The organism is Streptacidiphilus sp. PB12-B1b, from assembly GCF_014084125.1.
Classification (GTDB): Bacteria; Actinomycetota; Actinomycetes; order Streptomycetales; family Streptomycetaceae; genus Streptacidiphilus.
In genome coordinates this window covers 4,020,447-4,036,896 of the sequence record NZ_CP048405.1, presented here as the reverse complement: position 1 = coordinate 4,036,896, position 16,450 = coordinate 4,020,447, and the positions used below count along the sequence as shown (strand labels likewise).

The following is a 16,450-nucleotide window of genomic DNA, read 5'->3' as shown; positions in this document are numbered from 1 at the left end:
GTGGACAGCGCCACCGAGGAGTACGAGTTCCCCGTCAGCGACGCCCAGGGCCGCCTGCTGGTCCTGGACCAGCTGAACCCCGGCACCGCCCAGTACACCGTCCCCGCCGCGTTCGCCGTCCACGGCCCCTTCGACCCACAGGCGTTCACCCGCGCCTTGGACGCGCTGGTCCAACGCCACGAAGCCCTGCGCACCACCTTCCGCACCACCGCCCCCGGCGGCGCCCCCGCCCAGATCGTCGCCGCCCACGGCTCCTGCGCTGTGCACGCCGAGCACGGCGTCCCCGCCGACCGGGCCCCCGACCACCTGCGCGCCCACGCCGCCCGGCCCTTCGACCCCGCCACCGGACCGCTGCTGCGCTGCACCCTGCTCCACCTGGACGACGGCAGCCACCGCGTCCTGCTCACCGCCCACCACCTGGTCTGCGACGGCTGGTCGCTGGCGGTGCTCCTGCGCGAGCTGTCCGACGCCTACCGCCACCACCTGCACAGCCGCCCCTGGAACCCGCCTGAACCGGCCCTGCAGTACCCCGACTGGGCCGCCTGGCAGCGCGAGCGCCGCGACAGCGGCCACTACGCCGACGCCGTCGCCCACTGGGCCGCCGCCCTGCGCGGCGCCCCCCACGTGCTGCCGCTGCCGCTGGACCGCCCCCGCCCCGCGCTGCGCACCGCCGCCGGCGGCACCGTACGCCTGGAACTGCCCCCCGCGCTGCGCGAACGCCTGGCCCAGGCCGCCGCCCGCTGCTCGGGGACCGCGTTCATGGTGCTCCTGGCGGCCTGGGCCGCGTTCCTGGGACGCCTGTCCGGCACCGGCGAGGTGGTGCTGGGCTACCCGGTCTCGGGCCGCGACCGCGCCGAGACCCAGGAGATGGTCGGGATGCTCACCAACACCGTGGCCCTGCGGGTGGACCTCTCCGGCGACCCGAGCCTGGACCGGCTCACCGAACGCGTCCGCGCCGCCCAACTGGCCGCCGCTCCCTACCAGGACGCCCCCTTCGAAGCCGTGGTCGACGCCGTCGCCCCCACCCGCGAGACCAGCCACGACCCCCTGGTGCAGGCCGTCCTCGGCTACGACGACGACACCGAGCCCGTCCTCGAGCTGGAAGGCGCCCGCACCCGGCGGCTGGACCTGGACCTGGACGTGGCCAAGTTCGACCTGCACCTGCAGGTCGCCCGCCGCGGCCCGGAGCTGGACGCCCAACTGATCTACCGCAGCGACCTGTTCGACGACGCCACCGCCGCCGCCTGGGCCCGCGCGTTCTCCACCTGGCTGGACCGCGCCCTGCACCACCCGGGCCTGCCGCTGTCGCGGATCGACGCCGTCCCGGACGACCAGCGCGCCGCCACCCTCGCCCGCACCGACCGCACCGCCCAGGCCGCGCCGCCCGGCCCGCTGGTGCCCGAGCTGATCGCCCGCACCGCCGCCGCCCGCCCCGGGGCCACCGCCCTGGTCTGCGGCGACCTGCGCCTGACCTACCGCCAGTTGATGCAACGGGCGGACGCCCTGGCCGCCCGGCTGCGCGCCCGCCGCGTCACCTCCGGCGTGCGGGTGGGCCTGCTGCTGCCGCGCGGCGCCGACATGGCCGTCGCCGCCCTGGCCGTCCTGCGCGCCGGGGGCGCCTACGTCCCGATGGACCCCGCCCACCCCCACGACCGGCTCGCCCGGATGACCGCCTCCTCGGGCGCCGCCCTGCTGCTGACCACCGCCCCCACCGCCGCAGCGGGCGCCGCGCTGCCCGCCCCCGCCCTGCGCCTGGACCTGCCCGACGCCCCCGGCGACCCGGCGCCCGACACCGCCCCGCACGCCGGGCCCCACCCCCGCGACCTGGCGTACGTCCTGTTCACCTCCGGCTCCACCGGCACCCCCAAGGGCGTCGCCGTCGAGCACCGCGCCCTGGCCAACCTCACCTGCGCGGTGCGCCACGCCTTCCCCGTCACCGAGCGCGACCGGGTCCTGCAGTTCGTCTCCTTCGGCTTCGACGTCGCCGTCTCGGACCTGTTCTTTCCCTGGACCGCCGGGGCCGAGCTGCACATCGCCCAGGAGCACGAACGCCTGGGCCAGGCCCTGCTGGACCGCCTGCGCGACTCCCGCATCACCTACGCCTTCCTGCCGCCGTCCGCCGCGATGCTGCTGCCCGCCGCCCACGGCCAACTGCCCCACCTGCGCACCCTGGCCGTCGGCGGCGAGGCGTGCCCGCCCGAATTGGTGCAGCGCCTGTGGGAGCCGGGGCGCCGGATCGTCAACGCCTACGGCCCCAGCGAGGCAACCGTCTACTCCACCACCGCCGACCTGCACCCCGACCGGCCCGTGGTCATCGGCGATCCCGTCCCCGGCGCCCGCCTGTACGTCCTGGACCAGTCCCTGCGCACCGTGCCCCCCGGCGTCACCGGCGAGATCTACATCGCCGGAGCGCCCCTGGCACGCGGCTACATCGCCCAACCCGCCCTCACCGCCGAACGCTTCACCGCCGACCCCTACGGCCAACCCGGCTCGCGGATGTACCGCACCGGCGACCTGGGCCGCATCGACGCCCACGGCCGCCTGCACTACCTGGGCCGCAGCGACACCCAGGTCAAACTCCGGGGCCTGCGCGTGGAACTGGGCGAGGTGGAGACCGTGCTGGCCGCCGTCCCGGGCGTCGCCCACACCGCCGCCGCCGTCAAGGGCACCGGCAACGACGCCCGCCTGATCGCCTACCTGGTGCCCCGCCCCGGCCACCACCCCACCGACGCCGACCTGCGCACCCGCCTGGCCGACCACCTGCCCGGCTACATGGTCCCCGACGCCTTCGTCCGCCTGGACGAACTCCCGCTGGGCGCCTCCGGCAAGCTCGACCGCACCCGCCTGCCCGACCCCGCCACCGCCCGCAGCGACCTCGACCGCCCGTACACCGCCCCGGCCGACGCCGCCCAGCAGCAGGTCGCCGCCGCCTGGGCCCGCGCCCTGACCCTGGACCGGGTCGGCGTCCACGACAACTTCTTCGACCTGGGCGGCAACTCGGTACGCCTGATGGGCGTCCTGGCCGACCTGCGCGAACAGTACCCCCACGCCGACCTCACCCTGATCGACCTCTTCCGCCGCCCCACCGTCGCCACCCTCGCCGCCCACCTGACCGCGGACGATGCCGATAACGCCGCCGCCGGGACGGATGCCGCTGACGCCCACGCGACCGTCGACGAGCCGGGTACCGCCGCCGCCCTCGTGACCGCCGACGAGGCGGGTGCCGCCGCCCACCTCACCGCCGACGAGGCCGGTGCCGCTGACGCCCACGCCGCCAGCGTCGCCGCCTCCACCTGCACCACCGCCACCCTCGAGCCCGCCACTGCCGCTCCCGCCGCGCCTGCTCCCGGCGCGCCTGCTCCCGGCGCGCCCGCTCCTGCCACTGCCGCTCCCGCCGCGCCCGCTCTTGGCGCGCCCGAGCCCGCGCCTGCTCCTGCTGCGCCCACTCCCGCCACTGCTGCTCCCGCTGCTCCCGTCCCAACCGCCCCTGCCGAGCCCGCCCCCGCCGCGCCCGCGCCCGTTGCTCCCGCGTCCGCTACCTCCGCTCCCACCCCCACCGCGCCCGCCCCGCCTGCCGCGTCCGCCGCAGGCGGCAGCCGGCACGAACGGCAGGCCGCAGCCGCCAGGCTCCGCAACCTCCGGAAAGGCAGCCCCAGATGACCACCGCCCCCGCCCCCACCGGTGCCGCGTCCGCCGATACCCCCGCCTCGGCCGCTGCCCCCACGGCCCTCGCCGCGCCCCCGGCTCCGTCCGCCATTCCTGCTGAGGCCCCCACCCCCACTGCGGCCGAGGCCCCCGCTGCCGCCCCCAGCGGGGGCCTGGGCGTCGTGCCCGACAATGCGGTCGCGGTCATCGGGATGGGCGGGCGCTTCCCCGGAGCCCGGGATCTGGACGCCTACTGGGCCAATCTCCTGGCCGGGACCTGTTCCCTGACCGACTTCACCCCCGATGAGCTGCTCGCCGACGGCGCCGACCCGGACCAGGTCCGCAACCCCTCCTACGTCCCGGCCAAGGGCCACCTGGAGGGCGCGGACCGGTTCGACGCCGAGCTGTTCGGCTTCACCCCGGCCGAGGCCGCCGTCCTGGACCCGCAGCACCGGCTGCTGCTGGAGACCGCCTGGACCGCCCTCCAGGACGCCGGCTACGACCCGCAGCGCGCCCCCGCCCGTACCGGCGTCTACGTGGGCGGCAGCCTGACCGAGCACATGCTCGCCGCCCACGGCGACCCGCAGCTGGCCGGGCGGATCGGCGCGATGCAGGTCCGGATCCTGACCGACCGTGAGTTCCTGGCCCCCTGGACCTCCTACCGGCTGGGCCTGGACGGCCCCAGCATGACCGTGCAGACCGCCTGCTCGACCTCGCTCACCGCCGTCCATCTGGCCTGCCAGGCCCTGCTGTTGGGGGAGTGCGACACCGCACTGGCAGGGGGCGCGGCCGTGGACAGCGTCCGTCGCCGCGGCTACCTGTACCAGGACGGCGGCATCCTCTCCCCGGACGGCCGCTGCCGTCCCTTCGATGCCCGCGCGGCCGGGACCGTGCCCGGCAACGGGGTGGGCGTGGTCGTCCTGCGCCGCCTGGCCGACGCCCTGGCCGACGGCGACCCGGTGCGCGCCGTCATCCGTGGCAGCGCCGTCACCAACGACGGCCGCGCCCGCCTCGGCTTCACCGCGCCGGGAGTTGAACGGCAGACCGCCGCGATCATCGAGGCGTGGGACGCGGCCGACCTGGACCCGCGCACCGCCCAGTACCTGGAGGCCCACGGCACCGCGACCGCCCTGGGCGACCGGGTCGAGCTGGCCGCCGCCGCCGAAGCCTTCCGCGGCGGGCGGATCGGGCTGGGGTCGGTGAAGTCCAACCTCGGACACCTGGATGCGGCCGCCGGCGTCGCCGCGCTGATCAAGACCGTGCTCATGCTCGAACACGCCGTCCTGGTCCCGGTCGCGGGGGCCACCGCCGCCCATCCCGGCCTGGACCTGGACGCCACTCCCTTCCGCGTGGTCGACCGTCCTGCTCCCTGGCCTGCCGCCCCGGGCCCGCGCCGCGCTGCGGTCACGTCGCTGGGTATCGGCGGCACCAACGCCCACGTCGTCCTGGAACAGGCCCCCGAACGCCCCGCGCCGGCCGCCGGGCGCGGGGAAACGGCGTTCCTGCCGCTGTCCGCGCGCACCGAGCCCGCCCTGGCCGCCCTGGCCGCCCGCCTGGCCGCTGCGCTGCGCGCCCCGGGCGGCCCGACCCTGGAGCAGGCCGCCCACACCCTGCGCACCGGCCGCCCCGCGCTCACCGCCCGCGCCCACGTCCTGGCCGCCGACACGGCCGGGGCCGCCGACGTGCTGGACCAGCTGGCGCTGCGCCCGCCGGGCGCCCTGGCCGGAACCGGCCTGAGCGCTCCCGGTGCGGACGTCGCAGGCCCTGCCGCCGCCCTGGCCGCCGCCTGGCACACCGCCCCCGCCGACCAGCCCCCCGCACCCGGCCCGGGCTACCCGCTCGGCCCGGGTGCCGCAGCCGCCGCGCAGGCCGGTGCCCCGCTGCGGGTGAGCCTGCCGGCTGCCGACCTGGACCGCCGCAGCTTCGGCGCCCTGTCTCCCGCCGTTCCCGTCGCCCCCGTCGCCGGCGCTGTCGCGCCCCCGCAGGAGCCGGGGGAGGAGGCGGCCCTTCAGGCAGCGGTGTGTGCGCTCCTGGCCGACGCCCTGGGCCTGCCGGACCCGAGCGACGCGGTCGTGACGTACTTCTCCGCCGGAGGGGACTCGCTGACCGCCGTCCACCTGGTCGGCCGACTGCGCGAGGAACTGGGCCTGGAGGTCCCGATCACCCTGTTCCTGGAGGACCTCACCCTGCCCGCCCTGGCCCGCCTGGTCATCGACACCGCCCGCCCTGACACCGGCGAGGATTCCCTGGACGCCCTGCTGTCCGAACTCGAAGCCCAGTAGCCCCCGGTGGTAGCCGCCCGCCGGTGCAGGTCGGCTACCACCGCGTCAGGGTCCTGCCCTATCTGCCGCTGTCGGCCTGCCCGGCGTCGTGCAGGGCGGTGACGATCAGGTCGGCGACGTGCGGCAGTTGGTCGTCGAGGAAGAAATGGCCGCCGGGCAGGACGTGGCAGGCGAAGGGGCCGGTGGTCTCGTGCCGCCATGCCTGTACCTGTTCGGGGGTGACGCGCGGGTCGCGGTCTCCGGCCAGGGCGGTCACCGGGCAGTGCAGGGGCGGGCCGGGGCGGTGCAGGTGGTCGTCGAGGATCTGGTAGTCGGCGCGGACGGCGGGCAGCAGCAGCTCCAGCAGGTCGGGATGGTCCAGCACCTCGGTGGAGGTGCCCGCCAGCGCGCGCATGTCCGCGACCAGCGCGGCGTCGTCCAGCGAGCGCACCGGTACGCGTCCGGCGGGGTGCGTGCCGGTGGCGGGGGCCGCGCGTCCGGAGACGATCAGCGCGACGGGGGAGCGCCCGGCGGCCTGCAGTCTGCGGGCCGCCTCGAAGGCCAGCACCGCGCCCATGCTGTGGCCGAACAGCGCGAGGTCGCCGGTCGCGGGCAGCTCGGCCAGGACTGCGTCCACGATCTCGGCCATGCTCCGGGCGAAGGGCTCCCCGTAACGGTCCTGGCGTCCGGGGTACTGCACCACCCAGGGCTCGGCGTCAGGCCCCGACACGGCGGCCGACAGGGCGTGGTAGCCGCTGGCCGAGCCGCCCGCGTGCGGGAAGCAGACCAGCCGCACCCGGCTTGCGGGCGCAGGGTGAAAACAGCGCGTCCAGTCGCTCACAGCGTCACTCTCCCCTTACGGCCGCCGGCTGCGGCGCGGCCCCAGGAGGGTACCGCTGTGCCTTGCCCGTGCGCGACAGGTGAGGGACGGGCACGGTACACCCCTGTGGCCGACGGGTTGCGCATTTCGTCAATTCGCGTCTGCTGCACAGTGCGTGCCGTCTAGCGTCGTGGGCATGGCGACTATGGACATCGCGTTGAAGGAAGCTATGGCGATCGAGGGTGCGTTGGGGGCGGCGCTGGTCGATGTGGGCAGTGGGATGGCGTTAGGGGCTCTGGGCGGGGGTGGGGAGTTGGATCTGGCGGCGGCTGCGGCGGGGAACACCGATGTGGTCCGGGCCAAGCTGCGGGTGATGGAGATGCTGGGCCTGGTCGGGGGGATCGACGACATCCTGACGACGTTGACCACGCAGTACCACATCGTGCGTCCGCTGACCTCGCGTTCGGGCGCGGGCCTGTTCCTGTACCTGGCGCTGGACCGCAGGCGCGCCAACCTGGCCATGGCCCGCCGCCGTCTGCAACAGGTCGAAGCCGACCTGGACATGTGACCGTCCCCGGCCCGCCCACCACTCCCGCATCCACGACACGCCCGGCCCTTGCCGGTTCGGCCCCGACCGGCCCGTCCGCGCGGTGCACAGCGACGCCTCGATGTTCGTCGGCGGGCTGCACGCCCTGCTGCTCCTCTGCCGTCTGCCGTTGGGGACTTCGAGTGCCGGAAGGCCCGAACTGCGCGAAGGCCGGTCGCGGATCGCAGACCTCGAGGCCCGAGCAACAACGGACGACGACGGCGCACGCTGGTCCGACATCGAGCACCGGACCACCCCGAGCGCACGCGAATTCCTGGCGGGAGGGGCGATGGGCAACGCGGGCATCAGCCGTGAGCTGCTCCCTTTTCGCCCGCGCCGACACGGGACGAGATCCGGCTTATGCCGCCCCACGGCCCGGACACCCGGCTGCACGGGCCTCTGCCCAATGACGAGTCGCCATCAGGGCTGCTGCTGTTCGAGCCGAGAGGGCGTCCTGGACAGGTTCGGGTGGTTGTGGGCGCGCTGGTGATGGGCAGCCGAGCCTCTTGTTGTAGCCGCCTCAGGTGAGCAACCGCACCGGTGGTGGCCCCCGGACGCTGTCGAGGACCACCACCGGTGGGTCTACAGCTGGCCGACCCGCTGACGGCCCGTCTGCCGGGAGGCAGCCACGATCGGGAAGGCGTAGCCTCTCATGCGGCTCTCGTACGTGCGGACCCCCTCCATCAGCGTCTCAGCCGTGCCGGTCGCTCCGCGGAGCGTACTGGTGAGCTCGCCGGCGTCGCGGAGAGCGGTATTGGCGCCCATGGCGAGAACCGGGCTCATCGCGTGGACCGCGTCACCGATCAGCGTGACCGGGCCGGACTCCCAGGCCGCCACCGGGGCGGCGGTGGAGATCCGCAGCGGGAACAGGGAGTCCGTGTGCCACAGTCCCAGCAGGCGGTGCACATCATCGTGCCAGTCCTCGCCCATGACGTGGAGCGCGAGGTCGCGCAACGCCGCGGGGGCCAGCGCGCACAGTTCCTCGAACGCGGGCATCCGGGGGTGGTCTGCCGGGGCGCCGACCATGCAGGCGAGGTAGTCGCCGGCCGGGGACAGTTCCACGGGCGGGTTCCGGGCAAGGCCGGCCAGGTCAGGCCGGCGGCTGAACTCCACCGGCCCCAGACCCAGATGAGGGTGGCCCGGGCCGCCGGTGACCACGGTGAAGATGCTGTCGAAGACCCAGTCCGGGAGGCCGGCCCGGACACTCACGTCGAGCGGGATCTTGCCGTACACCAGCCGCAGGCCGGCGTCCTCGACCCGGGCGTCGGGCAGCAGGAACCGGCGCACGACCGAGTTGACGCCGTCCGCACCGACCAGAAGGTCGGCGGTCGCGGTACGGCCGTCGGCGAAGCACGCCGTCACCTTTCCGTCTGCCTCGCGCTGGTAGGACACCAGTTTCGCGCCGTAGTGCACGTGCTCACCCAGCCCCGACAGCATGATCTGACGCAGCGTCGGCCGGTTGAACGCGTACGGGCCCGCGGACCCGACCGCACCGGAACTGTCGGCTGCGGACTTGTCCGCCAGGACGTTCAGGTGGCGGTTGCGGACCGAGACTCTCGCGGGGGGTGCGCCGGCGGTCGCCAAGCACAGCTCGAACAGCGGGGCGGGCAGGCAGTTCTGCAGACCGGTCAGGCCCGGCTCGTCGAGCTGGATGCGGAAGCCCTGCGGGCGGGCACCGGGATGGACGTCCCGTTCGTAGACGGCGACGTCGGCGCCCTGCCCCTGCAGGCCATGGGCGAGCGCGAGTCCGCCCAGTCCAGCACCAATGATGATCACACGATACGGATAGTGCACAGTCCTCTGCCTTCGTTCATGACAACGAAGGAAGCACCGGGTTCCTCACCGAGGAACTGACACCGCACAGGGGTGCCGCTCAGAAACACCATTCTGGAGCGAGTTTTTCGCGCATTCCATCCAACGGCTGTGACCCTAGCATGCCCCGCGACGGCCCCGGGTGCGCCGACGCCCTGCGAGATCGCCGCCGCCACCGGCGCACCGTGGGTGCGACCGCTGCCCATCCCGGTGGGCCCGTTGCAGCGGCTGCCACATCACCGGCTCGGATCGTACCCAGCCCGGTACGACCCGCGAGGTGCCGGTCCCAAGGTCGCCGTCGAGACAGGACTGCCGGCCGATACGCGCCTTGTCCATCACGGCGATCATGAGGACTGTTCGATCGAGCTGAGGAGAGACCATGCGGGTGGAGCAGGTGGACTGGGTCGAGGTCCCGGCCGGAGTGCTGCAACGGGGTACGTCGGCCGACGAGGTTGCGGAGGTGGCGCTGCGCTACGCCGACACCGGCGTCCCGGTGGAGTGGTACAGGAAGGAGGCCCCGCGCGCGGAGATCCGCCTCCCGGCATTTCGCATCGCCCGCACCCAGGTCACGGTCGGCCAGTGGACGCTCTTCGCAGCGGCCACCGACAGGCCGATTCCACAGGCGCCCGCGGACCACCCGGTGGTCGGAGTCACCTGGGGGGCGGCCACGGCCTACTGCCGGTGGCTCGGGGAGCAGCTCGACGACCCTGGAGTGCGGCTGCCCACGGAGGACGAGTGGGAGCGCGCCGCCCGTGGCGGCGACGCCCGGGAGTTCCCCTGGGGCGACCGGTACCGCACCGGCCTGGCCAATCTGGTGGACCTCGGCATCGGCACCACGACGCCGGTCGGATCATTCCCGTCGGGCGCCAGCCCCTTCGGTGTGCTGGACATGGCCGGCAACGCCGACGAGTGGACCTCCACCCTCTACGCCCCCTACCCGGGCGCTCCCACCGAGGTGCCCGCAGTCGAGGACTGGGCATTCGATCCGCACGTCACCCGAGGCGGCTCGTTCCGCCACGACCGGGACCTGGCCCGCTGCGCCCGTCGGCACGGCGCCTACGAGAGAGACCTGGCGACGATCGGCGTGGGGCTTCGGCTGGCTGCACCGGCCCAGTAGAGAGGCCCAGTAGAGAGGGTCAGTAGAGAGGGGACGTCGACACGGGGCGGCCCGACAGGAGGATGACCGCTTCGGTCGGGTCGGCATCGGCCAGGTGCCGGGCGGGCTGCCCTTGCCGCAGCCCGCCCGGTGCGGGTGTCAGTAGCCGTAGACCAGGTCGTAGGCGACCTGCGGGTCGAAGGTGCCGGCGGGGTCGGAGCTGGTGCCGCAGTCGCCGTCGGACTCGCCGGGGGTCTTGATCCAGAGCAGCGCCTCGGCGCCGCCGCCCTGCTGGTCGGTGGCGCCGAGCTTGCGGCCCTGGGGGTTGCACCACTGGCCGTTGGAGCCGTTGGCGTCGCGGCTGGTGTCCACGACGTAGGGCTTGGTGTAGCCGTAGGAGGCCTGCAGGTCGGCGTTGATCTGGTTTCCGTAGGCGGTGTTCTGGGCCACGGTGTAGAAGTTGGAGACATTGAGGGAGAAGCCGTGGGCGCGGTTCAGCCCGGCGGCGTTGAGCTCGGAGGCCATGGTCGCCGCGGGTATCCAGCCGGGGTTGCCGGCGTCCAGGTAGACATAGGTGTTGGGGGACTGGTTGGTGAACTGGGTGATCGCGTTGTTCAGCAGGCCGTCCCGGTCGGAGATCTGGGACGCCGTCATGCAGCTCTCGTCGGCCAGCGCGTCGGGCTCCAGGATCACCAGTGCCGGGCGGGAGGCGATGCCGCCGGCGAAGCCGCCGATCCAGGTGTCGTAGGCGGCGTCCGAGGACGCCCCGCCGCTGGACTGCCCGGCGCACACGTCGCGGTCGGGGATGTCGTAGGCGACCAGCACCGGAAGCTTGTCGGAGTAGGCCGCGGCCCCGACGTACGCGCCGGTCGAGGTGCCGATGGCGCTCTCGCCGCCGGTGAACCAGACCGCGTCCGGCTTGGTGGCGATGGCGGACTCGATCGCCGCCTCCCGTCCGTCGGTGGGATGGGCGGCAGCCCAGACGGCGGCGCTGTTGTCGGGGTTGACGTAGAAGCCGTTGGTCGAGCTGAACGGGTTGCCGGCGGCGTGGGCGGCCGGGGCGGCGAGCAGGGTGACGGCGGCGGCCAGACCGGCGGCGCTGACCACGGCGGGGGTACGCAGGCGACGGGGCATGCGAGATCACTTCCTTCGGCACGGGGGACCGGTGCACTGACAGGACGGGAGTGGGAGCGCTCCCATATGGAAGCGCTTCCAGGCCCTCCCGACGCTGAGGATGCTGAGCCTGTCGTGGATACATGTCAAGACTGCGAGCAGATTCCGTGACATCTCTGGAAGCCTTTCCGGTCGTTGTGCTTCGCCGGTACGATGCCGGTCCACCGAGAAGCAACTGACAGGAACTCACCGACCGATGCCGGCACAGGCAAAGCGCCATCCGACGCTCGACGAGGTCGCCGCCCGCGCGGGCGTCTCCCGCACGGTCGCCTCACGCGCCATCAACAACGGGCCACACGTCAGCCGCAGCGCCCGTGACGCGGTGGCGCAGGCGGTACGCGCGCTCGGCTTCGTGCCCAACCCCTCCGCCCGCGCCCTGGCCACCGCACAGGGCGGGACGGTGCTGCTCGCTGTCTCGCACGACGACCCCCACCTCTTCGCGGACCCCTTCTTCGCCCACATCATCGTCGGCGTCAACGCCGCCCTCGAACGCACCGACCTGGTCCTGATGCTGCTGCTGGCCGACTCGGAACGCGGCCGCGAGCGGCTGGAACGGGTGCTGCGCTCCCGGCGCGCGGACGGCCTGCTCCTGCTGGCCCTGCACGGCGAGCAGGACCCGCTCCAGCACCTGGCGCAGAGCCTGGATCTGCCGGTGGTCGTCGGCGGCAGGCCGCTGCACGGCGAACCCGACTGGTACGTCGACGCGGACAACCGGGGCGGGGCGCGCGCAGCCACCGAGCACCTGATCGCCTCCGGGCGACGGCGCATCGCCGCCATCACCGGCCGACTGGACACCCAGGCCGGCGTGGCCCGCCACAGCGGCTACCAGGAGGCGATGGCCGTGGCCGGCCTGGACGCCACCCGCACCGCCTGCTCCGACTTCACCGAGGCAGGCGGCGCCACGGCGATGGCCCACCTGCTCGAACGCTTCCCGGACCTGGACGCCGTGTTCGCCGAGTCGGACAACATGGCGGCCGGGGCCCTGCGCACGCTTCGGGCCGCGGGCCGCCGCGTCCCCGAAGACGTCGCCGTCGTCGGTTTCGACGACCTGCCGATCGCCCGAACCACCGAGCCCCCGCTCACCACCGTCCACCAGCCGGTCCAGGCGCTGGGCCAGGAGATGGCCCGGATGCTGATTGCCCTCATGACCGGCGAGCAGCCCAGCTCGCTGCTGCTGCCGACCCACCTGGTCGTCCGCGCCTCGGCGCCCTGACCCGCGTTGAGCCCTGCGGCGGCGCCACCGCGCGGACCACGGCCTCCCGGCCTCGACCGGCCCTGGGCCCAGATCGCCCGCCACGGCGCTCCCCGCGTCCCGCTTCTCTGGCTACCATGCACAACGAACCGCTCGGGCACTGCCAGGACGCAGGGGAGTGAGGATGGAGCTGGAGCTTCGCCATCTACGTGCGCTGTGCGCCATCGCGGACGCGGGGAGCATGGGCCGGGCCGCGGCCGAGCTGGGGACCTCGCAGCAGGCGATGAGTACGCAACTGCACCGGATCGAACTCCACTTCGGCGAGCCGCTGTTCGAGCGCAAGACCGTGGGCGTGCGTCCGACCCGGTACGGCGCCGAGGTCCTCGCGCGGGCCCGCGACGTGCTGGCCCGCGCCGAGGGACTGGGCCGCCGAGCGGTCGAGGACGCGTCGCCGCGCCCGGTGCTGCGTCTGGCGGCGACCAACTCGCCCATCCTGTCCGGCATGGTCGGCCGGGTGCGCGCCGAACTGCCCGAGCTGGTGCTGACCGTGAGCAGCGTGTACGCGTCCTCCCAGATCGTCGAGCTCCTGGAGGCGGGCGGGCTCGACGCGGCGATCGGCGTCGACTACCCGGGCCAGGAACTGCGCCACGCCGACTCCGTGGAGCTCCGCGGGATCGTCACCGAGCCGTCCTTCGTGGCGCTGCCCGCAGGCCACCGGCTGAAGCACCGGACCGAGGTCGCGCTCGCGGACCTGGCCGAGGACTCCTGGTTCATCACCCCCGACGACGGCGCGGGGTGGCCCGGCGTCCTCTACGCGGCGTGCGAGGACGTGGGATTCACTCCGGCCATGGTGCACGAGTTCCTCGGCGACCGGCTCCAGCTCCAGGACATGATCGCCGACGGACTGGGCGTCTCGCTGGTCCAGGCGACGACCCGGCCGATCCCCGGCGTCATCGTCAAACCCCTGATCGGCACGCCCCTGTGGTGCCGCTATCTGCTGGCCTGGCGCAAGGAGAGCGTCAGTGACGAGGTCGCGGCGACGCTGCACGGCGCGGCCTGCGCCTCCTACCGGGATCTGATAGCGAAGGCGCCCCACTTCCAGGCGTGGGCGGCGCGGACCTACCACGGGACGCTTCCGTAAAGACAGTGCCATGGATGTTGTGGCGGGTACATGGCAATCGCTGTGGCCGACCGCATTGTCCGGGGCGGTCGCGCGGTGAGACGGTGCGTCACACGCTTCGCCCACGACGCGCGAAGCGCACATCGCCCGAAGGAGCAGTGATGCGCCATCGCTCCGTCCTGCCCAGATTCCTGGCCGCAGGCATCGTGACACTCGCCATGCTGACAGGCCTGTCGACCGCTCCGGCCCTGGCCGCCACCGGTTCGACGGCCGCGACCGGTTCGTCGGCCGCCGTCCGGCCTGTCGCCGGCTCACACCGCCCGGCCGAGCCGGCGCCCGCAGGCGCCGTCGTCGGCGGTACCGACGCGGCCGCCGTCCAGACCGGCCGGCTCACCGTCGCGCAACTCCCGCCGCGGCGTCCGACGGTGTCCCGGCCCGCCCCGACCGCGACGAGGACGACCGCGACGAGGACGACCGCGACGAAGACGAGCGCGACGAAGACGAGCGCGACGAAGACGACGAAGGCCGCCGCGCAGTCCTGCACCCCCGCCGACTTCGGCGGCCGGACCGGCCCGGCGCTCGCCGCCTTCGTCGAGAGCTCGACCACCGACTGCATCAACACGCTGTTCACGACGGTCGGCAGCGACGCGCAGCAGGTGTTCAAGGAATCCCAGATGATCTCCGTTGCCCAGGCCTACCAGAGCCTGGCGTCGAGCTACGCCGGGGACGACTCGGCCGGGATCTGGCAGCTCGTCCTGTACCTGCGCGCCGGGTACTACGTCCAGTACGGCGACCCGACGGACGTCGGCAGCTACGACGCGACCCTGTCGACGGACGTCCAGAACGCCCTGGACGGCTTCTTCGCCAACCCGCGGACCGCCGACGTCTCCTCGGCCAACGGCGACGTCCTGGGTGACGCCGTGATCCTCACCGACAGCGCCAACCTCCAGGGCGACTACCTGGATGTCTACCAGCGGATACTCAACGCGTACAGCAGCTCGTGGGACGCGTACGACAGCATGGACGCGGTCGTCTACGACGTCTACACCCCGCTGTGGCGCGGGCAGTACAACCCCGCCTTCGTCGCCGCGCTGACGGCGGACCCGAGCATGGCCAACGCGCTCGACGCCTTCGCGCTCGCCCACACCGGCATGCTCGGCGGTGACAACACGTTCATGGACGCCGACGCCGGCAACGACCTCGCCGCGTACGTGCAGTTCACCGCGCTCCAGCCGCTGGTGCGGCCGCTGCTGCTGGGCCTGTTGCACGCCTCGTCGGCCTCCGGCCCGACCGCGGCGCTGTGGGTGTCCGTCGCGCAGCAGGCCGACGGCTTCGACGCGGCCGACTGCTCGTACTACGGCGTCTGCAACCTGGTGGCCCAGGTCACCGCGGCGGCGCTGCCGATCACGCACGTGTGCAGCGCGGAGATCACCATCCTGGCGCAGTCGCTGACTTCCGCGCAGCTGAGCGCGGCCTGCGCCGAACTGGCAGGCCAGGACGCGTACTTCCAGAGCGTGGTCAAGGACAGCGGCCCGATCCCCGGCCAGTACAACGACACCGACAACATCGTGGTGTTCGCCAGCGACCTCGACTACCAGATCTACGCCCCGGTGATCTACGGCGTCACCACGGACAACGGCGGCATCACCATCTACAACACCCCCTCCCAGCCGGGGAACCAGGACTACTCCATCCTGTACCAGGACCCCAGCACCGACGGGTACACCGACAACATCTGGAACCTCAACTACGAGTACACGCACTTCCTCGATGCGCGCTACGACACGCAGGGCACCTGGGAGGAGATGGAGACGGTCCCCAACATCTGGTGGATCGAGGGCATCTCCGGATACATCACCTACAGCTACCGGGGCATCACCGACACCGACGCGGTCACCGACGCCGGTGAGCACACCTACGCGCTGAGCACGCTGTGGCAGACCACCTACGCCAACAGCAACGACGACCGGGTCTTCCCCTGGAGCTACCTGGCGGTGCGCTACATGCTCGGAGAACACCCCGCCGACCTGCAGACCATCCTCGCCGACATGCGGGCCGGCAACTACACCGCCGCGTACGACTACTACACCGACACCATCGGCACCCGCTACGACGCCGACTTCAACACCTGGCTCGACGGCATCGCCGGCGGCGCCGCAGGGACGCCGACCGCCGCCTTCAGCGCGGCGACCACCGGACTGACGGCCGGCTTCACCGACCACTCCACCGAGTCCGGCAACGGCACTCTCACTGCCTGGTCCTGGACCTTCGGCGACGGAGCGACGTCCACCACGCGGAACCCGTCGCACACCTACACCGCAGCCGGAACCTACAGTGTCACGCTGACCGTGACCGACAGCAGCGGGCAGACGTCCAGCAGCTCCCAGCCCGTCACCGTGAGCAGCGTCGGCGCGTGCTCGGACGCGAACCCGCAGCAGATGGACCGGAACTGCTCCCGGGCGAACCAGGCCGAGGCCGCGGGGAACCTGGACTACCTGTGGCTCTACCTCCCGGCCGGTACGACCACGCTGGAGGTCACCACCTCCGGCGGCACCGGGACCGCCTACCTCTACTACGACCCCAGCACCTGGGCCACCAGGACCGCGTACACCAGTGCGTCGACCGCCTCCGGGACCGCCCAGAGCCTGACCGTCACCAACACGACCGCGGGCTACCGGTACCTCAGCCTGTACGCCGAGACCACGTTCAGCGGAGTCACCGTCACCACGCAGTACTGAACTCCCG

10 protein-coding genes are annotated in these 16,450 nt (G+C 73.2%); 7 read left to right on the top strand and 3 right to left on the bottom strand.

Going from position 1 to position 16,450, the window contains the following annotated elements; translation table 11 throughout:
• Window positions 1-3,660, top strand: a complete 3,660-nt coding sequence (locus GXW83_RS18050; RefSeq protein WP_182444068.1) for a non-ribosomal peptide synthetase — start codon at window positions 1-3, stop codon at window positions 3,658-3,660.
• Entirely contained in the window at window positions 3,657-5,927 is a 2,271-nt protein-coding gene (locus GXW83_RS18045; protein ID WP_182444067.1) for a type I polyketide synthase, read from the top strand. Before GXW83_RS18050 ends, GXW83_RS18045 begins: the two co-directional genes overlap by 4 nt.
• A gap of 58 nt (window positions 5,928-5,985) precedes the next feature.
• Here GXW83_RS18045 and GXW83_RS18040 read toward each other — a convergent pair whose 3' ends face one another.
• On the bottom strand, window positions 5,986-6,747 hold the full coding sequence (locus tag GXW83_RS18040; protein ID WP_182444066.1) for a thioesterase II family protein: 762 nt from the start codon (window positions 6,745-6,747) through the stop codon (window positions 5,986-5,988).
• A gap of 175 nt (window positions 6,748-6,922) precedes the next feature.
• On the opposite strand from GXW83_RS18040, the gene GXW83_RS18035 reads away from it, so the two are divergent.
• Window positions 6,923-7,294, top strand: a complete 372-nt coding sequence (locus tag GXW83_RS18035; RefSeq protein WP_182444065.1) for a hypothetical protein — start codon at window positions 6,923-6,925, stop codon at window positions 7,292-7,294.
• Between the two features lie 600 nt (window positions 7,295-7,894).
• Here GXW83_RS18035 and GXW83_RS18030 read toward each other — a convergent pair.
• Entirely contained in the window at window positions 7,895-9,088 is a 1,194-nt protein-coding gene (locus GXW83_RS18030; protein ID WP_182444064.1) for an NAD(P)/FAD-dependent oxidoreductase, read from the bottom strand.
• Window positions 9,089-9,503: 415 nt separating this feature from the next.
• On the opposite strand from GXW83_RS18030, the gene GXW83_RS18025 reads away from it, so the two are divergent.
• On the top strand, window positions 9,504-10,241 hold the full coding sequence (locus tag GXW83_RS18025) for an SUMF1/EgtB/PvdO family nonheme iron enzyme (protein ID WP_182444063.1): 738 nt from the start codon (window positions 9,504-9,506) through the stop codon (window positions 10,239-10,241).
• Between the two features lie 138 nt (window positions 10,242-10,379).
• Here the strand turns inward: GXW83_RS18025 and GXW83_RS18020 are convergent, their stop codons facing one another.
• Window positions 10,380-11,354, bottom strand: coding sequence for a glycoside hydrolase family 6 protein (locus GXW83_RS18020; protein ID WP_182444062.1), 975 nt, complete (start codon window positions 11,352-11,354; stop codon window positions 10,380-10,382).
• Window positions 11,355-11,589: 235 nt separating this feature from the next.
• Between GXW83_RS18020 and GXW83_RS18015 the strand changes: the two genes are divergently transcribed.
• The 3 genes from GXW83_RS18015 to GXW83_RS18005 all read left to right on the top strand — a co-directional run bounded on the left by GXW83_RS18015 (window position 11,590) and on the right by GXW83_RS18005 (window position 16,443).
• Window positions 11,590-12,606, top strand: coding sequence for a LacI family DNA-binding transcriptional regulator (locus GXW83_RS18015; protein WP_182444061.1), 1,017 nt, complete (start codon window positions 11,590-11,592; stop codon window positions 12,604-12,606).
• A gap of 163 nt (window positions 12,607-12,769) precedes the next feature.
• Window positions 12,770-13,726, top strand: coding sequence for a LysR family transcriptional regulator (locus GXW83_RS18010; protein ID WP_182444060.1), 957 nt, complete (start codon window positions 12,770-12,772; stop codon window positions 13,724-13,726).
• A gap of 140 nt (window positions 13,727-13,866) precedes the next feature.
• A complete protein-coding gene (locus tag GXW83_RS18005) occupies window positions 13,867-16,443 on the top strand; it encodes a collagenase (protein WP_182444059.1) in 2,577 nt (858 codons plus the stop codon).
• Window positions 16,444-16,450: the final 7 nt, after the last annotated feature.

Coding starts and splice junctions, on each gene's coding strand:
- GXW83_RS18015 (WP_182444061.1), top strand. CDS start 11,590: ATGCCGGCACAGGCAAAGCGCCATCCGACGCTCGACGAGGTCGCCGCC.
- GXW83_RS18025 (WP_182444063.1), top strand. CDS start 9,504: ATGCGGGTGGAGCAGGTGGACTGGGTCGAGGTCCCGGCCGGAGTGCTG.
- GXW83_RS18035 (WP_182444065.1), top strand. CDS start 6,923: ATGGCGACTATGGACATCGCGTTGAAGGAAGCTATGGCGATCGAGGGT.
- GXW83_RS18005 (WP_182444059.1), top strand. CDS start 13,867: ATGCGCCATCGCTCCGTCCTGCCCAGATTCCTGGCCGCAGGCATCGTG.
- GXW83_RS18010 (WP_182444060.1), top strand. CDS start 12,770: ATGGAGCTGGAGCTTCGCCATCTACGTGCGCTGTGCGCCATCGCGGAC.
- GXW83_RS18020 (WP_182444062.1), bottom strand. CDS start 11,354: ATGCCCCGTCGCCTGCGTACCCCCGCCGTGGTCAGCGCCGCCGGTCTG.
- GXW83_RS18045 (WP_182444067.1), top strand. CDS start 3,657: ATGACCACCGCCCCCGCCCCCACCGGTGCCGCGTCCGCCGATACCCCC.